We start from the raw sequence: 20,822 nt of genomic DNA, 5'->3' as shown, positions 1-20,822 counted from the left end.
CGACGGTACGGATTGTTCCGGGCTGCCGGCCGATTGTCCCGGCCTGCGCCCCGCCCTGCCGTGCAACAATACTGGACCGTCCAGTCTGCTTATGTTCAGCCGGCTGGCCCGATCCTTCGATGTCTAAAAAACGTTAATGGTGCCCATGTCGGCTTCCACCTCCAGTCTGGTGCAGTTGTCCAACGTCCGCATCGACCGGAGCGGACGCACGATCCTGCGTGACGTGTCGCTGCAGGTGCCGCAGGGCAGTATCACCGCCGTGCTCGGCCCCTCCGGCAGCGGCAAGTCGACCCTGCTGGCGGCGCTGACCGGCGAACTGCGACCGGTGGCCGGCGACGTCACCCTGTTCGGCAAGCCGATCCCGCATGACAGCAGCGCGCTGCTGGAGATGCGCAAGAGCGTGGGCGTGCTGCTGCAGGGCAATGGTCTGCTGACCGACCTCACCGTGGCCGAGAACGTCGCCCTGCCGCTGCGTACGCATACCCGCTTGCCGGCCGCCGTGCTGCGCCGGCTGGTGGAGATGAAGCTGCATGCGGTGGGCCTGCTGGCCGCCGCCGACGCCTGGCCGCGCGAACTGTCCGGCGGCATGGCGCGCCGCGTGGCGCTGGCCCGTGCGCTGGCGCTGGACCCGCCGCTGATGATCTACGACGAGCCGCTGACCGGGCTGGACCCGATCGCCTCCGGGGTGATCATGAGCCTGATCCAGCGCCTCAACCACAGCCTGGGCCTGACCAGCATCATCGTCAGCCACCACGTGCACGAGACCCTGCCGATCTGCGACCAGGTGATCGCCATCGCCAATGGCGGCGTCGTGTTCCAGGGGACGCCCGAGGCACTGCAGTCCAGCCAGGATCCGCTGCTGCGGCAGTTCCTGCATGGCCAGCCGGATGGCCCGATTCCGTTCGATGCCGCGCCACGCGCGAGGGTTGCCTGATGCCGTTCGTCCAAGCCACCCGCTCGCTGGGTCGCGCCGGCCTGTTCTCGCTGACCGTGCTGCGCGGTTCCCTGCCGACCCGTGATTTCCTGGCCGAGCTGACCCGCGAGATCTACAAGATCGGCGCGCGCTCGCTGCCGATCATCGCCGTCGGTGGCGCCTTCGTCGGCCTGGTGCTGACCCTGCAGGGCTACCGCACGCTGACCACCTTCGGCGCGGCCGACGCGTTGTCGACCCTGCTTGGCCTGTCGCTGTACCGCGAACTGGCGCCGGTGCTGACTGCGCTGCTGTTCATCGGCCGCGCCGGCAGTTCGATCGCCGCCGAGCTGGGCCTGATGCGCGCCACCGACCAGATCAAGGCGCTGGAGCTGATGGCGATCGACCCGGTGGCCAAGGCCGTGGCGCCACGCTTCTGGGCGGCGGTGCTGACCGTGCCGCTGCTGACCGGCATCTTCTGCTCGCTGGCGATCAGTGCCAGCTACTTCGAGGCCGTGCACGTGCTGGGCTTGGACAATGGCGTGTTCTGGTCGGCGCTGCGCAACAGCGTCGATTTCTGGGATGACTTCGGCGTGGCGATGCTGAAGTCGGCGATCTTCGGCGGCACCGCCGCGCTGGTCGCCGCCTATGTTGGTTTCCATGCCGAGCCGACCATTGAAGGCACGTCGGTGGCGACCACCCGTGCAGTGGTCAACGCTTCGCTGCTGGTGCTGATGTTCAACTTCGTTCTGTCGGCAATGTTGTTCACCTAACCCCTCCACCGGCGGTGCGCAGGCGCGCGCGGCCACCACGACTCGATCAGGTAATCCACATGGCCATCCGCGGTCCCAGACTCGAATTCTCCGTCGGCGCTTTCCTGCTGCTGGCCCTGGCCTCGCTGATGGTGCTGGCGGTGGCCTCGACCAACCAGCGCTGGAGCTGGGGCAGCCAGGGCTACGAGCTGAAGGCGCGCTTCTCCCAGGTCGGCCAGCTGCGCAAGCAGGCGCCGGTGAAGATCGGCGGCGTCACCGTCGGCCAGGTCGCCTCCATCGACCTGGACCCGGTGAAGTTCGAATCGATCGTGACCCTGCGCATGGACAGCAAGGTCAAGGACCTGCCGGCGGACACCTCGGCCGGCATCTTCACCAGTGGTTTGCTCGGCGAGAGCTATATCGGACTGCAGCCGGGCGGTGATCCGGACGTGCTGAAGGCCGGCGACGAAATTGTCTTCACCCAGCCGGCGGTTGACCTGATCCAGCTGGTCGGCAAGTACATGTTCAGTGGCGGCGCCGGTGGCGGCGCTGCTCAGAAGCCCAACGATGGCGCGCAGGCGCCTGCAACGGAACCGCAACCATGAAGATGAAACTGATCCCGGCCCTGCTCGCCTCGGCGCTGCTGGTGGCTACTCCGTTCCTCGCCCAGGCCCAGGCCGCCGCCCCCGCCGCTGCCGCGGCGCAGGGCCAGGCCGGCAAGGTGGTGATCGATGCCAGCACGCGCATCCTCACCACCCTGCAGCAGCGCAGGAGCGAATTCGGCAGCAACCCGGCCAGCCTGCGCAACTACATCGACAGCGAACTGAACCGCACCTTCGACCGCGACTATGCCGCGCGCCTGGTGCTGGGCCCGCACGCCCGTGGTGCCTCGGATGCCGACATCAAGCTGTTCGCCGATGCCATGGCCGACAGCCTCATGCAGCGCTACGGTTCGACCCTGCTCAACATCCAGGGCAAGCCGAGCTTCCGCCTGAAGGGTGAAAGCCCGCTGCCGGGCAACCGCGGCGTGCGCGTGAGCACCGAGCTGGTGCGTGCCGGCAGCGAGCCGACCCCTGTCGAGTACTGGATGCGCAACGTGAACGGCCAGTGGAAGATCTTCGACGTCAACATCGAAGGCATCTCCTACGTGCAGACGTTCCGCAACCAGTTCGACACCCCGCTGCGCCAGAAGGGCATCAAGCAGGTGGCCAGCGAGCTGCACAGCGGCAGCATGCAGGCCGGGCCCGCGGGCAATGGCAAGTAACGCACTGGCGCTGCTGGAAGGCGACACCCTGCGCCTGCGCGGGGTGCTCGACCGCGCTGCGGTGATCGCGCTATGGCCGCAGCTGCAGGCCCTGCCGGCAAAGCTGGCACGGCTGGATCTGGCTGAGGTCGAACGCGTGGACAGCGCCGGCCTGGCCCTGCTGGCCGAGCTGGCGGCACGTGCGCGCAAGGCCGGCCATCCGCTGGTGATCACCGGCGCGCCGGCTGGCTACAACGAACTGAGCGCGGCCTACCGGCTGTCGCCCAACCTGGATTTCAACGCTACTTCTGCTGCGAGCTGACATGAACGTCGTGCGCACTCTCCCCCTGATCGTCCTGGCCACCGCCCTCACCGCCTGTGCCGGCAAGCCCGCGCGCAGCGATGCACCGGCAGCCAGCACCGTGGTCCCGGCCAGTTCTTCCACCTCGCCCGCCGTCGCGGCCACCGATGCCGGCACGGCTGACGCTGCTCCGGTCGCGCCGGTGGCCAATCCGCCGGCTGCTGCCGCATCGTCGCCGGCTGCGCCCACCGACAGCGGCGACGGCAGCGCGGCGAAGACCTCAGCCGCCACCGCGCCCGGTGGCGATGACGACTTCGATGCCCTCTATGGCGGTGCCGGCAACACCACCAACGCAGCGGCCTACGATCCGTGGGAACCGTTCAACCGCAAGGTGCACAAGTTCAACAATGCGGTCGACCGCGGCGTCGCACGTCCGCTGGCCACCGCCTACACCCACGTGGTGCCGCGCTTCGCCCGCACCGGCGTCAGCAACTTCTTCAGCAACCTGCGCGCGCCGGTGACCATCACCAACCAGCTGCTGCAGGGCCGCGGTGCCGATGCGTGGGACAGCCTCGGCCGCTTCCTGATGAACAGCACGCTGGGCATCGGTGGCCTGTTCGATCCGGCCAGCAAGGCGATGGTGCCGCGCCGCAATGAGGACTTCGGCCAGACCCTGGGTGCCTGGGGCTGGCGTCGTTCGCGCTACGTGGAACTGCCGTTCTTCGGCCCGCGTACCGTGCGCGACGTGTTCGGCCTGGCCGGCGACATTCCGTTGTCGCCGATCCGCCGTATCGAAGAGGACAAGGTCCGCATCGGCCTGCAGGGCCTGCAGCTGGTCGATACCCGCGCGCAGCTGCTGGCGATCGACGACCTGCGTGACACTGCCGTGGACGAGTACTCGCTGGTGCGCGATGCATGGATGCAGCGTCGCAACTACCAGATCGAGAACGATCTGCGCAGCAAGCGCGAGCGTGGCCACGACGACGCCAATTCGCCGATCCCGGTCGATGCGATGCCGATGCCGCAGTGGACGCACTGAGTCCTGTCAGCGACGCATGAAAAACCCCGCCTCGGCGGGGTTTTTCTTTGGCGCCGTGGGTGGGGTCGGAGCCCTTTCCCGTGGAAAGGGATCCGACCCCGGCCGATCAGGCAGCCAGCGCGGCTTCGATGGCTTCGCGCAGGCGCGCGTCGTCAGCCGCCACGTCCGGGGCGAAGCGGGCGATGACCTTGCCGTCGCGGCCGACCAGGAACTTCTCGAAGTTCCACAGCACCGCCGGCGCGGCGTGGATCGGAATCTCCTTGCTGGCCAGGCGCTCGCGCAGCGGGCCTTCGCCGATCGACTGCGGCTGCGCAGCGATCAGCTGCTGGTACAGCGGGTGGGTGTCGTCACCGGCCACGCTGATCTTGGAGAACATCGGGAAACTGACATCGTAGGTGAGCTGGCAGAACTGCTGGATCTCCGCTTCGCTGCCCGGCTCCTGGCCGAGGAAGTTGTTGGCCGGGAAGCCCAGCACTTCCAGGCCCTGTGCGTGCTTTTCCGCATACAGCGCCTGCAGGCCTTCGTACTGCGGGGTCAGGCCGCACTTGGAGGCGACGTTGACCAGCAGCAGTACCTTGCCCTGGTAGTCGGCAAGCGAGGACGGCTGGCCGTCGATGGTGGTGAGGGAAATGTCCTGGATCGAAGTGCTCACGCGGGGGCTCCGGCAACAGCGGGGAATGGCCCACCAGCATAGCGCCGCGCGATGTCGGTCGTGCCGGCCGCTGGCCGGCAATCGTGCGATCGTTCGCAAGGGTTCATGAGGCTGCCGGCCAGCGGCCGGCACTACGATTAGTCCACGCAGATCATGCCCTGCGCCTTGCCCTCATCAATGCGCTGGCGGCAGCCGAAGTTCTGGCGGGCATCGCGCTGGCAGGTGCCGGTGGCGGGGCTGCCAACGGCCACTTCGCCGCCGGCAAGGCACTGGCCCGTGCAGTCGCTCTTGCGGCTGCAGGCCTTGCCGGCATCGGCGTAGGGAATCACGCACTGTTCGCGCTGCAGCCGGCCCAGCCGCTGCAGGGTGCCGCCAGCGGCCTGGCAGTCCACATCGCGCGCTTCGCGGTAGGCCTCGGCCGCTTCGGGGCTGGTGGCTGCGGCAGGTGCCGCCGCCGGATTGGCAGCCGGCGGTGCGCTGCTGCAGGCGACAAGCAGCGCGGTCAGGATGAGACTGGTGCAGAGGCGCAGGCGCATGGCGTTACCTGATCCAGTAGGACAGGCCGCCAGCATACGCATCGACCATGCAGGCGGCGTGTCGACGTAGCTCAGGCTTCGTCGCCGTCGTCGCCGTCGTCGCCTTCGTTGCCTTCGTCCTCGGCCGTGGCATCAGCATCGGCCAGGCCGCCCAGCAGGGATTGCGCCTGCTCTGACGCCAGCGACTCCACGCCGCGCAGGCGCCGTTCGATGGTGCGCGTCTTGCGGCTGGCTTCGCCGATGCTGCGGCCGACCGTGGTGATCTGCTTCTCGGCCTTCTCGAGAATGCCGGCGAACTTGCCGAACTCGCTCTTCACCGCACCCAGCAGGCTCCACACCTCGCTGGAACGCTGCTCGATGGCCAGCGTGCGGAAGCCCATCTGCAGGCTGTTGAGCAGCGCGGTGACCGTGGTCGGTCCAGCCACCACCACGCGGTGCTCGCGCTGCAACAGGTCGACCAGGCCCGGGCGCCGGATCACTTCGGCATACAGGCCTTCGGTTGGCAGGAACATCACCGCGAAGTCGGTGGTGTGCGGCGGCGCGATGTACTTGTCGCAGATCGACTTGGCCTGCACGCGCACCGCGCGTTCAAGCTGGATGCCCTGCAGGCGCACGCCGTCGGCGTCACCCTGTTCCTGCGCGTCGAGCAGGCGCTCGTAGTCCTCGCGCGGGAACTTGGAGTCGATCGGCAGCCACACCGGCGTGTCGTCGCTGCTGCGGCCCGGCAGGCGCACCGCGATATCGACCATCTCGCCACTGTCCGGGCGTACCTTCACTGCCCGCGCGTACTGTTCCTGGGTGAGCGTCTGTTCGAGGATGTTCTCCAGCTGTACTTCGCCCCAGCTGCCACGGTTCTTGACGTTGGTCAGCACACGCTTGAGATCGCCAACGCCGGTGGCCAGCTGCTGCATCTCGCCAAGACCGCGCTGCACCTGTTCCAGGCGCTCGGAAACCAGCTTGAAGGAGTTGCCCAGGCGTGTTTCCAGCGTCGACTGCAGCTTTTCGTCCACGGTGTGGCGCATCTGCTCCAGCTTCTGCGCATTGTCGTTCTGCAGCGCGCGCAGCTGCTCTTCCAGCGTGGCGCGCATCTCGGCGATGCGCTGTTCGTTGCGCTGGGTCAGTTCCTGCAGGCGCAGGCCAAGGCTTTCGGTCAGGCGCTGCTGCGACTGCGCGCCTTCCTCTCGGCCCTTGCGCGCGTCATCGACCAAGGTCTGGCGCAACGCACCCAGCTGGGTGTCGGTACGCCCGGTGAGTTCCTGCAGCTGCTGGCCGAAGGCGTGGATGCGCGCTTCCTGCTGCTGGCCGAAGGTTTCCAGCTGGCCGCGCAGTTCCTGCAGGCGCTGCCCCATGAGTGCGGCGCCACGCTGCTGGCTCTCCGCCGCCTCGGCACGCGCCTTGCGGGCGTCCTCGCCCAGCGCCTCGCGCAGCAGGTCCAGGCGCTGGTCGGTGCGGGTGGACAGATCGGTCAGCGCGCGGGCAAAGCCATCGAGCTGTTCGCGCAGCTCGCTGCGACCGGCGCGCGCCTCCTCACGCACCGCCTGTTCGAGGCGGTCGTGCGGCGGGCGGCGCAGCAGGGCGACAAGCTGCAGGATGAGCACGGCCAATAGAAGGCCGCCAATGAGCAGATATTCGGTTTGCATGGGGCAAGTGTAGGCTGGCGGAGTCTCAGCTGCTGCGCCAGAACCATGCTCGCTCTGTACGGAAAGCCCACCTCCATCAACGTGCGCAAGGTCCTGTGGCTGTGCGCGGGGCTGGATCTGCCCCTGCGCCACGAGCCTGCGCCACCCGCGGACCTGCTGGCCGCACTGAATCCGAACCGGCAGGTACCGGTGCTGCGCGATGGCGACTTCGTGCTGTGGGAGTCCAACAGCATCTGCCGCTACCTGGCTGCCCGCGCCGGCCGTGACGACCTGCTGCCCGCAGCAGCGCAGGCCCGGGCCCGGGTGGAGCAGTGGATGGACTGGCAGTCCAGCGACCTCAACAGCGCCTGGCGCCATGTGTTCATGGCGCGCGTGCGCCAGCATCCGGACTACCCGGACGATGCCCGCGCCGAGGCCAGCCTGGCGCAGTGGAACCGGTTGATGGGGGTGCTTGATGCACAGCTGGCCGCTTCCGACGGCTATGTGGCGGGCGACACCTTTACCCTCGCCGATATCGTGCTGGGGCTGTCGACCCAGCGCTGGCGCAGCACACCCGGCCACAAGCCCGCGCTGCCACACCTCGCGGCGTGGTTCGAACGCCTGCGCCAGCAGCCCGGTTTCGCCGAACACGTCGACAACGGCGTGGCCTGAGGCAGGGGTCAGATCCCTTTCCCGGGGGAAAGGGATCTGATCCCAAGAGCGACCCCAAGGGCGCGGGAACGACCCGGCCTTACCAGCCTTCCAGCACGATCTTGCCCTTGGCGCGGTGACTCTCCAGCAGCGCATGCGCGCGCCGCAGGTTGGCCGCGTCGATGCGCCCGAAATGCTCGCCCAGGGTGGTCTGCAGCACGCCGGCATCGATCAGCTCGGCCACCCGGTTCAGCAGGTCGTGCTGGCGCTGCATGTCCGCGGTCTTGTACAGCGGGCGGGTGAACATCGACTCCCAGTGCAGTGACAGTGCCTTGCGCTTGAGCGCCATCACGTCCACCTGGCCCGGATCGTCGATCAGGCCGAACTGGCCCTGCGGCGCCAGCAGCTCCACGATCTGCGCGTAGTGCTGGTCGGAGTGGGTCAGGCTGGCCACGTGCTGCACCTCGCTGATGCCCAGCCGTGCCAGTCCCTCGGCCAGCGGCAGGCTGTGGTCGATCACGTGGTGTGCGCCCATTGCGTACGCCCAGTCCTGGGTATCCGGACGCGAGGCGGTGCCGATCACGGTCAGCCTGGTCAGCTTCCGCGCCAGCTGCACCAGGATCGAACCGACACCGCCAGCAGCACCGATCACCAGCAGGGTCTGGCCTTCACCGCCGCCCTCCGGAATGCGCAGGCGGTCGAACAGCAGCTCCCAGGCCGTGATCGCGGTCAGTGGCAGCGCGGCGGCGGCCGCATCGTCGAGACTGGCCGGCTTGCGGCCGACGCTGCGCTCGTCCACCAGCTGGTACTCGGCATTGCTGCCCGGGCGGTCGATCACGCCGGCGTAGTAGACCGCGTCGCCAGGCTGGAACAGGGTGACTTCGCTGCCCACCGCGTCGACGATGCCGACCGCGTCCCAGCCCAGCACGCGCGGGCCGTCGGTGGCCACGCCGCGGCGGACCTTGGTGTCGACCGGGTTCACCGCCACCGCGCGCACCGCCACCCGCAGGTCGCGTGGGCCGGGCTGCGGCAGTTCCAGTTCGATATCGATCAGGGCCCGGGTGTCGTCGATCGGCAGGCCGGCGTGGGTGTAGGCAATGGCGCGCATGGCAGCGGTCCAGTTGGGGAAGGAGTGCACAGGTTGCGCCGCGCACGGTCGCTCAGAAAGGCGCAGAATCGGGCAGCACTTTCACTCCGGTAATGAAGATGATCCGCTTCGACGACCTGCAGTTGTTCGTCCGCACGGCCGCACTGGGCAGCTTCTCGCAGGCGGCCCGCGAGGCCGATCTGTTACCCGGCCAGGTCGCTGCTGCCGTGGCGCGGCTGGAACGCGAACTGGACCTGCGCCTGTTCGTGCGTACCACCCGCAGCCTGCGCCTGACCGGCGAGGGCGCGCTGTACCTGCCGTATGCGCAGGAGGTGCTGGCTACCCTGCGCGAAGGGCGGGCCCGCGTGCAGGGCGAGGACGCCGAACTGCATGGCACGCTGCAGCTGTCGGCGCCGTCGGACTTCGGTCGCAACCTGCTGCTGCCGTGGCTGACCGCGTTCCGAGCCGCCCATCCACGGCTGCGCCTGCACCTGCGGCTGTCCGATGAAGTGGCCGACGTGTTCCGCGATCCGGTCGATGTGGCGATCCGCATCGGCCACTTCGACGACGCCAACTACGTGGCCCTGCCCCTGCTCGAAGGCAACCGCCGTGTACTCGCGGCGTCGCCCGATTACCTGCAGCGACGGGGCACGCCGGTGCGCCTGGACGAACTGCGCGAGCACGATTGCCTGGTCTACCAGCTCAGTGGCCGCGCCTACGATCGCTGGTCGTTCGAGGTCGACGGGCGCCGCACCGTGATCCCGGTGCGCGGCCCGCTGGTCTGCGACGACGCCGACGTGGTGCGGCGCTGGGCGGTGGCCGGCGAAGGCATCACCTACAAATCCTGGCTGGACCTGCGCGAAGACGTGCTGGCCGGGCGCCTGCAGCTGCTGCTCGACGGCGTCGGCAGCCACATTCCGCTGCAGCTGGTGTGCCCGCATCGCAAGCAGTTCTCGCCGGCGGTGCGGCAGCTGCACGCGCAGCTGCGCCAGCACCTGCAACCGCTGCTGTCTGGCATGCCCGATGGACTTCCCCGCCCCCTGTCGCCCACCCCGGTGCTGGCCGACAATGGCGGCCCCCCGTAAGAGAGAACACCGCCATGCCGTGGATGGGCATCCAGGACCTGTGGACGTTTCTGGTCGCCGTGCTGGTGTTTCTCGCCCTGCCCGGCCCCGGCACCTTCACCCTGCTGACCGCCACCGGCCGTGGCGGCGTGCGCGGCGGCTACACCGCACTGGCCGGACTGCTGGTCGGCGATCAGATCCTGATGTGGCTGGCGCTGGCCGGTGTCGCCGCACTGCTGAAGGCCAACCCGCTGGTGTTCCACGCCGTGCAGTACCTGGGTGCGGCCTACCTGGTATGGGTGGGCATCAGCCTGCTGCGTACGCCGAAGCACGAGGGCGGTGATGCTGGCCCGATCCGCATGCAGCCGGGCCGCTATTTCCAGCAGGCAATCCTGGTCAGCCTGCTCAATCCGAAGGCGATCCTGTTCTACATGGCCTTCCTGCCGCTGTTCATCGATCCGAAGGCGCACCAGGGCATCGCCACCTTCGCGGCGCTGGCCGGGATCATCCTGGTGGTCAGCATCGCCTACTGCTCGATGCTGATCGGTGTGGGCAACCTGGCCCGCCGCCGGTTGATCCAGCATCCGCGCATCAGCGATGCGCTGCGCCGGGTGGCCGGCCTGTTCCTTGTCGGGTTCGGCATCCGGTTGGGGTTGAACGGATGAAGGCCTGGCTGGCAACCGCGGTCGCACTACTGCTCGCCGGCACCGCCTCTGGCACCACCGTGCAGGACCATCGCTGCCTGAGCGGCGGTCGCAATGACAGCATCCACCTGGAATGGCGCTGGCTGAAAGACGGCCGGGCCGATGTGCGCTACGCCGGGCAGCGCGAGCGCCTGCCCCTGCACCGGATCTCGATGGAGACCACGGTGCTGGCCGAAGATCGCCCGTACCAGTTCGACAGCGTCTGGGAAGAACGCATCGACGGACGCCTCAACGGCCGCTACCTGCTGAGCACGCAGGGTGCCCTGGTGCTGGATCTGCGTTACGAACGCGCCCGCGATGGCCGCAGCACCACCTTCCACGACGACCCCGAAGCCTGGCAGGAAGACGGCTGCCGCTGGCCCGGCAGGGTAGCTGAGTGAGCACCATCGACGACGACACCCTGCTGGAGCGCAGCTGGGAGTATCGGGAGGAGACGCTGTACCGGCGGTTGTTCGGCGATACCGGACCGGGGATCTACCCCCTCGACATGGATCTGCTGCGCAACGTCTTCAAGCAGGAGCAGATCGACCCGCGCTGGCTGCATGTCGGCGTCAATGCGTGCCCTCCGCACGGTGATCGACGGCACTGGATCTATGTCAGCACCGGCCTGTCCAACCCCTGGGAAGGGCGGCACGAAGATGGAGATTCGGGGTGGGGCATCGAACTGATGCTTGAGACGCAGGATGAAGCGACGTGGGCGCTGACCACCTTGCGCTGGTTCACCGCGTACCACCTGCTGCTGTGCCACTCACGCATGCCCGGCAATCCGTTGGCGCCATGGGACCGGCTGAAGCTGGGGGGGCCGGTGGATCACGCAGGGAGCATGCTGCAGGCGGCCGTCTTCGTTCCGTCATTGCACTTTCCGGGACCCCAGCAACTGCCATCGGGACGATTCGACTTCCTGCAGCTGCTGCCGTTGACCCTGGACGAGCACGCGTTCGGCCGCGCGCATGGCTTCGAAGTGCTGGTGGCCCAGTTGAGAACCCAAGGTGCGGCGCCGGTGGTCGATCCGCAGCGGGTCAGCATCGATCTGGCCCCTGCTCTCGTACTTCAATCGCCTCCGGGCTCGCCTTGAGGGATCGAATCATTTCGAACCCTGCCAGCATTTGTGCCGATTCCGGCAGCGTGGCCGGGGTGCAGCGCGCGCCCCGCCATGCATGACCCCCGTCAGTGGTAATGCTGCGCTGCGTTCGGTCACACTCGGGAACTTGTCGTTCTTAGTCACCCCTTCCGAGGCCTGCATGTCCCTGTTCCGGCGCAAGTCCCTAGATTCCGTCACCGTCCACGAAGCCGGCAGGCGTCTGATCCCGACGCTCAGCTGGCCGCACCTGATCGCGCTGGGTATTGGCGCCATCGTCGGTACCGGCATCTACACGCTGATCGGCGTCGGTGCCAACCTGGCCGGCCCGGCCGTGCTGATCTCCTTCGCCATCGCCGGTGCGGTCTGTGCCTGCGCGGCGCTGTCCTACGCCGAGCTGTCGACGATGATGCCGGCCGCCGGCAGTGCCTACACCTACAGCTACAGTGCGCTGGGCGAGGTGTTCGCCTGGGTGGTGGGCTGGAGCCTGATCCTGGAGTACTCGCTGGTGGTGAGTACGGTGGCGGTGGGCTGGTCCGGCTACTTCGTCGGCTTCCTCGAATGGGTCCACACCCAGTTCGGCTGGAACGTGCACCTGCCGGCCTGGCTGGCGGCCGGCCCGCACGTGGAAGGCGGCATGATCAACCTGCCGGCGATCATCATCACCTGGCTGGTGGCCGGCATGCTGATGGCCGGCACCAAGGAAAGCGCCACCCTCAACGCCATCCTGGTGGTGTTCAAGCTGATCGCGCTGGCCATCTTCGTGGCCGTGGCCCTGCCCGCCTTCGACAGCGCCAACCTGCAGCCGTTCATGCCGTATGGCTTCGCCAAGTCGATGGGCCCCGATGGCGTCGAGCACGGCGTGATGGCAGCGGCGGCGATCATCTTCTTCGCCTTCTACGGCTTCGATGCGATCTCCACCGCCGCCGAGGAAACCAAGAACCCGGGCCGCGACCTGTCGATCGGCATCATCGGTTCGATGATCGGCTGCACCATCGTCTACGTGCTGGTAGCGCTGGCCGCCGTGGGTGCGATGAGCTACGCCGTGTTTGGCCACAGCGCCGAGCCGCTGGCGCTGATCATGCGCCAGCTGGGCCATCCGACCGCGGCGATGGTGATCGGCGTGATCGCGATCATCGCCCTGCCGACCGTGCTGCTGGCCTTCCTGTACGGCCAGAGCCGCATCTTCTTCGTGATGAGCCGTGATGGCCTGCTGCCGCGTGGCCTGTCCAAGGTCAACGCGCGCACCGGCACGCCGGTGGCGACCACGCTGTTCACCGCAGTGGTGGTGTCGGCGCTGGCCGGTGTGGCGCGCCTGGACGAGATTGCCGCGCTGGCCAACGCCGGTACCCTGGCCGCGTTCACCGCCGTCGGCATCTGCCTGGTGGTGCTGCGCCTGCGCGAGCCGAACCGCGAGCGCACGTTCCGCACGCCGCTGGCCTTCGTGGTCGGCCCGCTGGCCGCGCTGGGCTGCATCTACCTGTTCCTCAGCCTGCCGCACACCACCCAGCTGTATTTCCTGCTGTGGAACGTGGTCGGCCTCGTGCTGTACTTCCTGTACAGCCGCCGCCACGCACTGATCGCGAAGTAAACGGATCACCGGTCGTGCCGGCCAGCGGCCGGCACGACCGCAGGGCGTTTCAACCGCCCTGCTTTGCCGCGTAGTCCTGCGCCTGGCGCATCACCCGCAGCAGGTTGCCGCCCCAGATGCCGGCAATCTGCTGCTCGGTGTAACCCTTGCGCAGCAGCCACGCGGTGATCTTCGGCAGCTGGCTGACATCGGGCAGGTCGCTCAGGCCACCGCCGCCATCCCAGTCCAGGCCGATGCCCACGTGCTCGGGGCCGACCACCTTGAGGATGTGCTCGAAGTGGGCGAAGAAGTCGTCGAGGCTGGCATGGCGCACCGGGTGCTCGTGGTCCAGCGCCTGTTCGGCCTTCAGCAGGGCAACACCCTGCTCGATGCCCATGCCTTCCCAGCCACCCAGCTGCTTGCTCAGCGCTTCCTCGGCCTGCTTGCGCTCGGGCGTCTTCGCCGTGTCGATCAGGTAGCCGCCATAGGCGTTCACCTGGATCACGCCGCCGGCCTTGGCCAGCTTGCGCAGGCGCGCATCATCAAGATTGCGCGGGTGGTCGTAGACCGCCTTGGCTGAGCTGTGCGACAGCACGAAGGGCACCGGCATCATTGCCAGCAGGTCATCGAACACCGCGTCGGACGCATGCGACTGGTCGATCACGATGCCCAGCTTCACCGCCTGCTGCACCAGGTCCTTGCCGGCCGGGCTCAGGCCTTTCCATTCCGCTCCCTTGGGGTCGGTGGCCGAATCGGCGAACTCGTTGTTGGCGAAGTGCACGGTACTGAGCAGGCGCAGGCCGGCGCGGTGGTAGAACGAGAGCAGGCTGGGGTCTTCCACCAGCGGGCTGGCGTTTTCCATGCTGATGTAGACCACGCGCTTGCCGGCGGCCTTGATCCGCGCAGCGTCATCGGCGGTCAATGCCAGCGCGAAACGCTCGGGATTGGCGGCCAGCATTTCGCGGATCTCCAGCAGCCGCTGCAGGCCATGGTCACGCTCGGCGAGGTGCGCGGCTGGGCTGCGGTCGCCCTGATCGGTGTAGATGGCCCAGAAGCCACCGTCCAGCGCGCCCTCGACCATGCGCGGGTAGTCCACCTGCGAGAGTGCGTTGCGGTCGTGGCGCTGCTCGATGTCGAAGCCGGTCCGGCCGAAATTGGCCGGCGTATCCAGATGGCTGTCGAGTGTGATCAGGCGCTGCTGCAGGGCCTTGGCGCGGGCCAGTTCCTGTGCGCTGAACTCGATGGCATGAGCCGACAGCGGCGCACACAGCGCCAGGGCAAGCACGACGGACAGGTGGCGCAACGATGGCATGGGCTCTCACCGGCAATGGGAAGAGCCCGACCATAGCGCTGCAGCCAGCAGATTTGTAGAGTCGGGCTCACGCTCGGCTGCCAGGCACCGCGAGTCGAGCATGAATCGTATTCACGGCCCAGCGGCCAGCTTCCCGCGCATTGCGATGCGTTCGAAACAATGGCGCCCCCAGGATCAGGTGGCGCGGCTCGCCTCTACATCGTCCTGCGGTCAGTCGACCACGCGGCAGAACACGGCCTTCAGGTAACGCGATTCCTGCACGTGGGCCATGAACGGATGGTCCGGACCGGCGCCAGCGACCTTCAGGATCTGGATCGTGCGGCCGGAGAAATAGGCCGCGCGGCGCAGCATGTCGAGGAACTGGTCCTCGGCCACCAGGCCGGTGCAGGAGAACGTGGCGAACAGGCCGCCCGGCTTGACCACGCCCAGCGCCAGCTTGTTCATGTCCAGATACTTCTTCAGCGCGGTGATGACCTGGTCGCGGTCGCGGGTCATCTTCGCCGGATCCAGGATCACCACGTCGTACTGCTCGCCGCGGTTGGCGGCGTCGCGCAGCCACGGGAAGATGTCGGACTGGATGAACTTCGGGCGCACGTTGTTCAGGCGCGAATTGCCCTTGGCGATCTGGATGACGTCCTCATCGATGTCGATGCCGACCACTTCCGAAGCGCCACGCGCAGCGGCATACACGGCGAAACCGCCGGTGTTGCAGCACAGGTCCAGCACGCTCTTGCCTTCCACCTGCTGGCTCAGCCACTCGCGGTTCTCGCGCTGGTCGGCGAAGAAACCGGTCTTGTGCGCGCCGGCCGGGTCGGCGCGGAACTTGATGCCGTACTCGGTGATCACCGACGCTTCGGTGGTGGTGTTGCCGTGGAAGTCGAAGCTCTCCTGCTTCTGCACGTGTTCGTCGGCAAAGCTGTGGAAACGGCAGCCCGGGAACTGCTCGCGCAGGGCGTCGTAGATCCATTCGCGGTGGCGGAACATGCCGGCGGCGAAGAACTCGACCACCACCAGGTCGCCGTAGCGATCCACCACCAGGCCGGACAGGCCGTCGCCTTCGCTGTGCACCACGCGCCAGGCGTCGGAGACCGCGTCGAGCTTCAGCACCTCACGGCGCAGCGACACCGCCTGGGCGATCTTGCGCGAGAACCAGCCGGCATCGACCGGCACGTTCTGGTCGGTTTCGAGGATGCGCACGGCGATGCGCGAGTGCCCGTTGTAGAACCCGCGGCCAATGAACTCGCCATCGATGCCGACCACGTCGACGATGGAACCGGGCTTGGGCCGGACGGTCGGTTTCTCGACCAGTTTCTGGAAGATCCACGGGTGGCTGGAACGCCACGCATTCTTGAGGCGGACAATCGGAAGGGGGGTATTCATCCACCCATTGTAAACCGGGCGCCGGGGGTCGGATCCCCGCAGGGGCTCTGACCCCAGTGTGGCGACAATGGGGTCGGAGCCCCTTTGAGGATCCGACCCCTGGCCTCCCCATTTGACGGCGGCGGGGCCAGACGGCAGAATCGGCGCCAGAAGGGGAGTAGCTCCCAGACGTTGTCGCCGTCATTTCGAGCCCGCAGGCTCCGGTGCAACGGCAGTTCCAGCCGACTGGAACTGCGAGCGAGACCTTCGCCGTACTGGCGAAGCTCTGTCCCTGGATCCCCCTCCCGATCCTCCGTTGCAGATCCTCGCCGTCCGGCCTGGCATTCATCTTTCCAACGGACATTCCCAATGCAGACGATCGGTAACGTGTGGTTGTGGGGCGGCTTCGCAGCGGTGGTGGTCATCGCCCTGCTGGTCGACCTCGTGTTGATGCGCCATGGTGGGCCGCACAAGGTCACCTTCAAGGAGGCCCTGTGGTGGTCCATCGGCTGGGTCGCGCTGGCCCTGCTGTTCAATGCGGGCCTCTGGTACTACCTGAATGAAACCGCCGGCCAGGTGGTGGCCAACAAGGTCGGCCTCGAGTTCCTGACCGGCTACCTGGTCGAGAAGGCGCTGGCGGTCGACAACATCTTTGTGTTCCTGATGATCATGAGCTACTTCGCGGTGCCGGAGGAGCAGCGCCAGAAGGTGCTGATCATCGGCATCCTGGGTGCGATCGTGCTGCGTACGATCATGATCTTCGCCGGCAGCGTGCTGATCAGCCAGTTCCATTGGCTGCTCTACGTGTTCGGCGCCTTCCTGCTGTTCACGGGCTGGAAGATGTGGTTCGCCGCCGGCCAGGAGCCGGACCTGGAAACCAATCCCGCCCTGCGCTGGATGCGCAAGCACCTGCGCCTGCTGCCGGACTATGCCGGCAACGCACTGAGCGTGAAGCGCGACGGCGTGCGCTGGTTCACCCCGCTGTTCGCGGTGCTGATCCTGATCGCGGTCACCGACGTGATCTTCGCCGTGGACAGCATCCCGGCGATCTTCGCGATCACCACCGACCCGTTCATCGTGCTCACCTCCAACGTGTTCGCGGTGCTGGGCCTGCGCGCGATGTTCTTCCTGCTGGCCGGCATGGCCGACCGCTTCCACCTGCTGCCGTATGGCCTGGCGCTGGTGCTGGGCTTTATCGGCATCAAGATGATGATCATCGACCTGTTCAAGATCCCGACCCCGGTGTCGCTGGGCGTGGTCGCGGTGATCATCGCCGCCACCGTGGTGCTGAGCCTGAAGTACCCGCCGAAGGAAGGCTCGGGCCACGCCTGAGCCTGAGCGGTGGGAAGACGCGGCCGGCGGGATTGTCCCGCCGGCCGCACCCACTCTCCCGCAACAGTGGCCTTGGTTTCGCGCCAGTCACCGCCATTGCTGAGGTATGGACAACAACGCGCCCCTGCCCGCTGGCGACCTGCCGGCCCCCCGCAATGACCGCTCGCGCATCCTGCGGGCGTTCAATCTCAGCCTGGCCGCCGTGCTGGTGCTGGTGGCCGTGTTCGCCCTGCAGGGCACCTTCGACTGGCGGCCCTGGGCGGTCGCGCCGCTGGAAGCCAAGGGCCTGCTTGGCCTGATCGGCGGCCCGATGCTGCATGCCTCGGTCGAGCACATCGCCGCCAACAGCATCGCGATCCTGATCCTGGGCACGCTGGCCGGCAGCGTCTACCCGAAAGCCACCGTGCGCGCCCTGCCCCTGCTGTGGCTGGGCTCGGGCATCGGTGCGTGGATGCTGGGCAATCCGGGCAGCGTGCACCTGGGCGCCAGCGGCGTCACCCATGGCCTGATGTTCCTGCTGGCCAGCCTGGGCCTGCTGCGCCGCGACCGTGCAGCGATTGCCACCGGCCTGATCGGCATGCTGTTCTACGGCGGCATGCTGATGACCATCCTGCCGCACGCCGACGGCGTGTCCTGGCAGTCGCACATGGGCGGCGCCTTCGCCGGCATCATCGCCGCGCTGCTGTTCCGCAACGCCGACCCGCTGCCGCCGCGCCCACGCTACAGCTGGGAAGACGAAGAAGAAGACGTCGAACCTTTACCCGACGACGAGCTGGAACCGCCGTCACCGCAGCGCGTGCCGGTGCTGTGGCAGCCGCGCGAAGGCCAGGACTACGTGGTGATTCCGTTCCGCCGGCCGGACGAGCCGCGCGGCTGAAAATGCCCCGGTAGTGCCGGCCGCTGGCCGGCACCCTCATGATCCGGTAGTGGCCGACCTTGGTCGGCGGATGTTGTGTGCCAACCAAGGTTGGCATCTACCAGAGTCCGTCAGTTCGCCGCATTCCCCGCTGCGCCCATGCCATCCACCGCCTGTCGGCCCAGTGCCGGGTCATCGGTGAAGAAGGCATCGATGCCGGTGGCCAGATAGGCACGCATCTCGGCAATCGAACCCTCGGCATTGCGCGCATTGTCGGCGCCCTTGCGCAGGTTGCTGGCCTGGAAGTGGTTCTCCGGACGGAAGGTGTACGGAATCACCATCAGGCCCACTGCATGTGCGTCCTGTACCAGCGTGGTCGGAGTGCTCAGCGCGCCCTTGGCATCCAGCGGAATGATCGAGCGCAGTTCCGGGCCGATGCTGTCGGCGTAGCTGGCGATGTCCTTCAGTCCTGCCGGCGTCATCATCTGCGCGTAGGTCAGCTTGCCACCGGCCTTGGCGATGTCGGCCGGCTGGGTGTCGCCCTTCCACAGCAGTTGCAGCAGGCGGATGTTGCTGCCGCGCGGGATCTTGCCGCGCAGGTAGCGCAGGTTGGCGGTCTCGAACGACTGGATAGTGACCGGGCCGACGTTGGTATAGGCATTGCCACGCAGCGCGGTCAGGAGCTTGTCTTCCATCGGCAGGCCGATCGACTGGAAGTAGGTCGGATGCTTGATCTCCGGCACCAGGCCGATGCCACGGTTGGCACGCCCGGCCTGCTGGACAAGGAACGCGAGGATCTCGTCCAGGCTGGCGATGCGGAACTGGCCGTCATAGGCGGTGCTGCGCAGTTCCGGCAGGCGCTCGCGCGCGTACAGGGTCTTCAGCTCGGCCAGGGTGAAGTCTTCAGTGAACCAGCCGTCCACCTTCTGGCCGTCGATGACCTTGCTGGTGCGGCGGCTGGCGAATTCCGGATGCGAGGCCACATCAGTGGTGCCGCTGATCTCGTTCTCGTGGCGGGCCACCATCACTCCGTCCCTGGTCATCACCAGGTCCGGCTCGATGTAGTCGGCGCCATCGGCGATCGCCTGCGCATAGGCGGCCAAGGTGTGCTCGGGCAGCAACGCGCTCGCCCCGCGATGACCATAGACCGACACCTTGTGCGCGGCCGGGGTGGAGGATTCAGCACTCATGGCCACCGATGGTGCCACGGCCAGCGACAACAGCAACGCACAACCCCACGACTTCACTGCGACTTCCCCAAGCGGTATGTGATGGGCGTCAGTATGCGGCGGCAATGTGACAGGTGGGGGACCTGGGGTCGGATCCCCGCAGGGGATCCGACCCCGTAGCGATCCCGAGGAGCTCGTTCGGCTGGGTTGCCGGCCAGCGGCCGGCACTACCATGGCTTACTTGCCGATGCAGAAACTGGAGAAGATCCTGCCCAGCAGGTCATCGGCACTCATCTGCCCGGTGATCTCGCCCAGCGCGTCATGCGCCAGCCGCAGTTCCTCGGCGGCCAGCTCCAGGTGCTCGTGCGCCAGCTCGCCATCGGCGCGCTGCGCATGTTCCTGCGCACGTTCGATTGCATCCACATGGCGCGTGCGCGCGGAGAACTCGCCATCCACCTGCTCCCCTGCCCCGGCCGAAGCAATCGAACGCAGACGCGCATGCAGATCGTCCAGCCCGGCGCCGGTGGCGGCCGAAACGAACACGCGGTCCGGATCGTCCAGCGACGGCAACGCCTCCAGCAGGTCCGACTTGTTGTGGATGTAGACCTTGTGCGGCACCGCCGCCACGGCCTCGCCCAGCGCCGCTTCGCCGGCCGCCGGATCGCGCGCATCCAGCACGATCAGCGCCAGGTCGGTGCGCTCGATTTCCACGCGGGCGCGGCGCATGCCTTCGCGTTCGATGGCGTCACCGCCGTCGCGCAGGCCGGCGGTGTCGACCAGGGTCAGCTCCAGGCCGTCCAGGCGGATGGTCTCGCGCAGGGTGTCGCGGGTGGTACCGGCGATGTCGGTGACGATGGCGCGTTCGCTGCCGGCCAGCGCGTTGAGCAGTGAACTCTTGCCGGCGTTCGGCGGACCGATCAGCACCGCATGCAGGCCATCGCGCAGGCGACGGCCGCGTTCGGCATCGCGGCGCAGCAGGGCCAGATCGCTGCGCGCCTGTTCCAGCCCACACCGCACCTGCGCGCCACCGAGCGTATCCAGCGGTTCGTCAGCGAAGTCGATGGCCGCTTCCACGTGGATGCGCAGCAGCACCAGCTGCTCGACCACGGCGTCGATGCGGCGCGAGAACACGCCATCCAGCGAGCGACGTGCCGCGCGCGCGGCGCGGTTGTCGCCTGCGGCGATCAGGTCGGCGATGGCCTCGGCCTGGGCCAGGTCGAGCTTGCGGTTGAGGAATGCCCGTTCACTGAACTCACCCGGCCGCGCCTGGCGCGCGCCGAGCGCGATGCAGCGCGCGACCAGCTGCTGCAGCAGCACCGGGCTGCCGTGGCCCTGCAGTTCCACCACTTCCTCGCCGGTGAAGCTGTTCGGTGCCGGGAACCACAGCACGATGCCATCGTCGATGACCTCGCCTTCGGCATCACGCAGGCGCGCGTAGTGCGCGTGGCGCGGACGCAGTGCAGGTGCACCCAGTGCATTGGCGATGGCCGCAGCACGCGGGCCGGACAGGCGCAGCAGGCCGACACCGCCGGCGCCAGGGGCACTGGCGATGGCGACGATGGTGTCGGTGCGGATCGCGTCGTTCATG

22 protein-coding genes are annotated in these 20,822 nt (G+C 67.6%); 14 read left to right on the top strand and 8 right to left on the bottom strand.

Annotated features, from left to right (window positions below; translation table 11 throughout):
- Positions 1-145 precede the first annotated feature (145 nt).
- The 6 genes from AC5P6X_RS14175 to AC5P6X_RS14150 are packed head-to-tail and all read left to right on the top strand — an operon-like array spanning position 146 to position 4,245.
- Positions 146-934, top strand: coding sequence for an ABC transporter ATP-binding protein (locus AC5P6X_RS14175; protein ID WP_005411704.1), 789 nt, complete (start codon positions 146-148; stop codon positions 932-934).
- Positions 934-1,683, top strand: coding sequence for an MlaE family lipid ABC transporter permease subunit (locus AC5P6X_RS14170; RefSeq protein ID WP_005414955.1), 750 nt, complete (start codon positions 934-936; stop codon positions 1,681-1,683). The genes AC5P6X_RS14175 and AC5P6X_RS14170 overlap by 1 nt, the downstream gene beginning before the upstream one ends.
- A gap of 59 nt (positions 1,684-1,742) precedes the next feature.
- Entirely contained in the window at positions 1,743-2,267 is a 525-nt protein-coding gene (gene mlaD, locus AC5P6X_RS14165) for an outer membrane lipid asymmetry maintenance protein MlaD (protein ID WP_005411706.1), read from the top strand.
- The gene (locus AC5P6X_RS14160) at positions 2,264-2,926 is read left to right on the top strand and encodes an MlaC/ttg2D family ABC transporter substrate-binding protein (protein ID WP_049417748.1); all 663 of its coding nucleotides are present in this window, start codon (positions 2,264-2,266) and stop codon (positions 2,924-2,926) included. Before mlaD ends, AC5P6X_RS14160 begins: the two co-directional genes overlap by 4 nt.
- A complete protein-coding gene (locus AC5P6X_RS14155) occupies positions 2,916-3,227 on the top strand; it encodes an STAS domain-containing protein (RefSeq protein ID WP_005414956.1) in 312 nt (103 codons plus the stop codon). The genes AC5P6X_RS14160 and AC5P6X_RS14155 overlap by 11 nt, the downstream gene beginning before the upstream one ends.
- Position 3,228: 1 nt before the next feature.
- On the top strand, positions 3,229-4,245 hold the full coding sequence (locus AC5P6X_RS14150; protein WP_005414957.1) for an MlaA family lipoprotein: 1,017 nt from the start codon (positions 3,229-3,231) through the stop codon (positions 4,243-4,245).
- 106 nt (positions 4,246-4,351) lie between these two features.
- On the opposite strand, the gene AC5P6X_RS14145 is transcribed toward AC5P6X_RS14150, so the two are convergent.
- The 3 genes from AC5P6X_RS14145 to AC5P6X_RS14135 form a co-directional block, all read right to left on the bottom strand.
- Positions 4,352-4,897, bottom strand: a complete 546-nt coding sequence (locus tag AC5P6X_RS14145) for a glutathione peroxidase (RefSeq protein WP_049450034.1) — start codon at positions 4,895-4,897, stop codon at positions 4,352-4,354.
- A gap of 137 nt (positions 4,898-5,034) precedes the next feature.
- On the bottom strand, positions 5,035-5,433 hold the full coding sequence (locus AC5P6X_RS14140) for a hypothetical protein (protein WP_005411711.1): 399 nt from the start codon (positions 5,431-5,433) through the stop codon (positions 5,035-5,037).
- Between the two features lie 71 nt (positions 5,434-5,504).
- Entirely contained in the window at positions 5,505-7,073 is a 1,569-nt protein-coding gene (locus AC5P6X_RS14135) for a DNA recombination protein RmuC (protein ID WP_329755808.1), read from the bottom strand.
- Between the two features lie 45 nt (positions 7,074-7,118).
- On the opposite strand from AC5P6X_RS14135, the gene AC5P6X_RS14130 reads away from it, so the two are divergent.
- Positions 7,119-7,724, top strand: coding sequence for a glutathione S-transferase family protein (locus AC5P6X_RS14130; protein WP_099481640.1), 606 nt, complete (start codon positions 7,119-7,121; stop codon positions 7,722-7,724).
- A 79-nt stretch (positions 7,725-7,803) separates the two neighbouring features.
- Here AC5P6X_RS14130 and AC5P6X_RS14125 read toward each other — a convergent pair whose 3' ends face one another.
- Positions 7,804-8,811 (bottom strand): zinc-binding alcohol dehydrogenase family protein, encoded by a 1,008-nt coding sequence (locus tag AC5P6X_RS14125; RefSeq protein ID WP_005411714.1) that lies wholly within the window; start codon positions 8,809-8,811, stop codon positions 7,804-7,806.
- Between the two features lie 92 nt (positions 8,812-8,903).
- Here AC5P6X_RS14125 and AC5P6X_RS14120 point away from each other — a divergent pair, with 92 nt between their 5' ends.
- The 5 genes from AC5P6X_RS14120 (at position 8,904) to AC5P6X_RS14100 (ending at position 13,227) form a co-directional block, all read left to right on the top strand.
- A complete protein-coding gene (locus tag AC5P6X_RS14120) occupies positions 8,904-9,875 on the top strand; it encodes a LysR family transcriptional regulator (RefSeq protein WP_227832933.1) in 972 nt (323 codons plus the stop codon).
- 14 nt (positions 9,876-9,889) lie between these two features.
- Entirely contained in the window at positions 9,890-10,519 is a 630-nt protein-coding gene (gene leuE / locus AC5P6X_RS14115; RefSeq protein ID WP_005411716.1) for a leucine efflux protein LeuE, read from the top strand.
- Positions 10,516-10,938, top strand: coding sequence for a hypothetical protein (locus tag AC5P6X_RS14110; RefSeq protein ID WP_005411717.1), 423 nt, complete (start codon positions 10,516-10,518; stop codon positions 10,936-10,938). Before leuE ends, AC5P6X_RS14110 begins: the two co-directional genes overlap by 4 nt.
- Positions 10,935-11,633 (top strand): suppressor of fused domain protein, encoded by a 699-nt coding sequence (locus AC5P6X_RS14105; RefSeq protein ID WP_049450044.1) that lies wholly within the window; start codon positions 10,935-10,937, stop codon positions 11,631-11,633. Before AC5P6X_RS14110 ends, AC5P6X_RS14105 begins: the two co-directional genes overlap by 4 nt.
- A gap of 166 nt (positions 11,634-11,799) precedes the next feature.
- Positions 11,800-13,227, top strand: coding sequence for an amino acid permease (locus AC5P6X_RS14100; protein ID WP_282255134.1), 1,428 nt, complete (start codon positions 11,800-11,802; stop codon positions 13,225-13,227).
- A 49-nt stretch (positions 13,228-13,276) separates the two neighbouring features.
- On the opposite strand, the gene AC5P6X_RS14095 is transcribed toward AC5P6X_RS14100, so the two are convergent.
- Together AC5P6X_RS14095 and AC5P6X_RS14090 are read right to left on the bottom strand one after the other, a co-directional pair.
- Positions 13,277-14,518 carry a dipeptidase gene (locus tag AC5P6X_RS14095; RefSeq protein ID WP_088435819.1) on the bottom strand — a complete coding sequence of 414 codons (1,242 nt, stop codon included), beginning with the start codon at positions 14,516-14,518 and terminating at the stop codon, positions 13,277-13,279.
- Positions 14,519-14,728: 210 nt separating this feature from the next.
- Complete coding sequence (locus AC5P6X_RS14090) at positions 14,729-15,898, bottom strand: class I SAM-dependent rRNA methyltransferase (protein ID WP_005411721.1); 1,170 nt, start codon at positions 15,896-15,898, stop codon at positions 14,729-14,731.
- A gap of 348 nt (positions 15,899-16,246) precedes the next feature.
- Here AC5P6X_RS14090 and AC5P6X_RS14085 point away from each other — a divergent pair, with 348 nt between their 5' ends.
- Together AC5P6X_RS14085 and AC5P6X_RS14080 are read left to right on the top strand one after the other, a co-directional pair.
- On the top strand, positions 16,247-17,209 hold the full coding sequence (locus AC5P6X_RS14085) for a TerC family protein (protein ID WP_005411722.1): 963 nt from the start codon (positions 16,247-16,249) through the stop codon (positions 17,207-17,209).
- 106 nt (positions 17,210-17,315) lie between these two features.
- Positions 17,316-18,086 (top strand): rhomboid family intramembrane serine protease, encoded by a 771-nt coding sequence (locus AC5P6X_RS14080; protein WP_088435818.1) that lies wholly within the window; start codon positions 17,316-17,318, stop codon positions 18,084-18,086.
- 110 nt (positions 18,087-18,196) lie between these two features.
- On the opposite strand, the gene AC5P6X_RS14075 is transcribed toward AC5P6X_RS14080, so the two are convergent.
- Positions 18,197-19,312 (bottom strand): glycerophosphodiester phosphodiesterase, encoded by a 1,116-nt coding sequence (locus tag AC5P6X_RS14075; protein WP_005411724.1) that lies wholly within the window; start codon positions 19,310-19,312, stop codon positions 18,197-18,199.
- A gap of 159 nt (positions 19,313-19,471) precedes the next feature.
- Positions 19,472-20,821, bottom strand: coding sequence for a tRNA uridine-5-carboxymethylaminomethyl(34) synthesis GTPase MnmE (mnmE, locus tag AC5P6X_RS14070; RefSeq protein ID WP_329755810.1), 1,350 nt, complete (start codon positions 20,819-20,821; stop codon positions 19,472-19,474).
- Position 20,822: the final 1 nt, after the last annotated feature.

It is taken from the genome of Stenotrophomonas sp. YJH_SMC_40 (assembly GCF_059368615.1).
The sequence above is the reverse complement of the archived record's forward strand: the minus strand, read 5'-3'. Positions and strand labels throughout refer to the sequence as shown.

Bases quoted from the DNA above. Each gene is read 5' to 3' on its own strand.
- AC5P6X_RS14150 (WP_005414957.1), top strand. From the start codon at position 3,229: ATGAACGTCGTGCGCACTCTCCCCCTGATCGTCCTGGCCACCGCCCTC.
- AC5P6X_RS14135 (WP_329755808.1), bottom strand. From the start codon at position 7,073: ATGCAAACCGAATATCTGCTCATTGGCGGCCTTCTATTGGCCGTGCTC.
- mnmE (WP_329755810.1), bottom strand. From the start codon at position 20,821: ATGAACGACGCGATCCGCACCGACACCATCGTCGCCATCGCCAGTGCC.
- AC5P6X_RS14125 (WP_005411714.1), bottom strand. From the start codon at position 8,811: ATGCGCGCCATTGCCTACACCCACGCCGGCCTGCCGATCGACGACACC.
- AC5P6X_RS14100 (WP_282255134.1), top strand. From the start codon at position 11,800: ATGTCCCTGTTCCGGCGCAAGTCCCTAGATTCCGTCACCGTCCACGAA.
- leuE (WP_005411716.1), top strand. From the start codon at position 9,890: ATGCCGTGGATGGGCATCCAGGACCTGTGGACGTTTCTGGTCGCCGTG.
- AC5P6X_RS14085 (WP_005411722.1), top strand. From the start codon at position 16,247: ATGCAGACGATCGGTAACGTGTGGTTGTGGGGCGGCTTCGCAGCGGTG.
- AC5P6X_RS14155 (WP_005414956.1), top strand. From the start codon at position 2,916: ATGGCAAGTAACGCACTGGCGCTGCTGGAAGGCGACACCCTGCGCCTG.
- AC5P6X_RS14170 (WP_005414955.1), top strand. From the start codon at position 934: ATGCCGTTCGTCCAAGCCACCCGCTCGCTGGGTCGCGCCGGCCTGTTC.
- AC5P6X_RS14080 (WP_088435818.1), top strand. From the start codon at position 17,316: ATGGACAACAACGCGCCCCTGCCCGCTGGCGACCTGCCGGCCCCCCGC.
- AC5P6X_RS14120 (WP_227832933.1), top strand. From the start codon at position 8,904: ATGAAGATGATCCGCTTCGACGACCTGCAGTTGTTCGTCCGCACGGCC.
- AC5P6X_RS14090 (WP_005411721.1), bottom strand. From the start codon at position 15,898: ATGAATACCCCCCTTCCGATTGTCCGCCTCAAGAATGCGTGGCGTTCC.
- AC5P6X_RS14110 (WP_005411717.1), top strand. From the start codon at position 10,516: ATGAAGGCCTGGCTGGCAACCGCGGTCGCACTACTGCTCGCCGGCACC.
- AC5P6X_RS14175 (WP_005411704.1), top strand. From the start codon at position 146: ATGTCGGCTTCCACCTCCAGTCTGGTGCAGTTGTCCAACGTCCGCATC.
- AC5P6X_RS14095 (WP_088435819.1), bottom strand. From the start codon at position 14,518: ATGCCATCGTTGCGCCACCTGTCCGTCGTGCTTGCCCTGGCGCTGTGT.
- AC5P6X_RS14130 (WP_099481640.1), top strand. From the start codon at position 7,119: ATGCTCGCTCTGTACGGAAAGCCCACCTCCATCAACGTGCGCAAGGTC.
- AC5P6X_RS14140 (WP_005411711.1), bottom strand. From the start codon at position 5,433: ATGCGCCTGCGCCTCTGCACCAGTCTCATCCTGACCGCGCTGCTTGTC.
- mlaD (WP_005411706.1), top strand. From the start codon at position 1,743: ATGGCCATCCGCGGTCCCAGACTCGAATTCTCCGTCGGCGCTTTCCTG.
- AC5P6X_RS14160 (WP_049417748.1), top strand. From the start codon at position 2,264: ATGAAGATGAAACTGATCCCGGCCCTGCTCGCCTCGGCGCTGCTGGTG.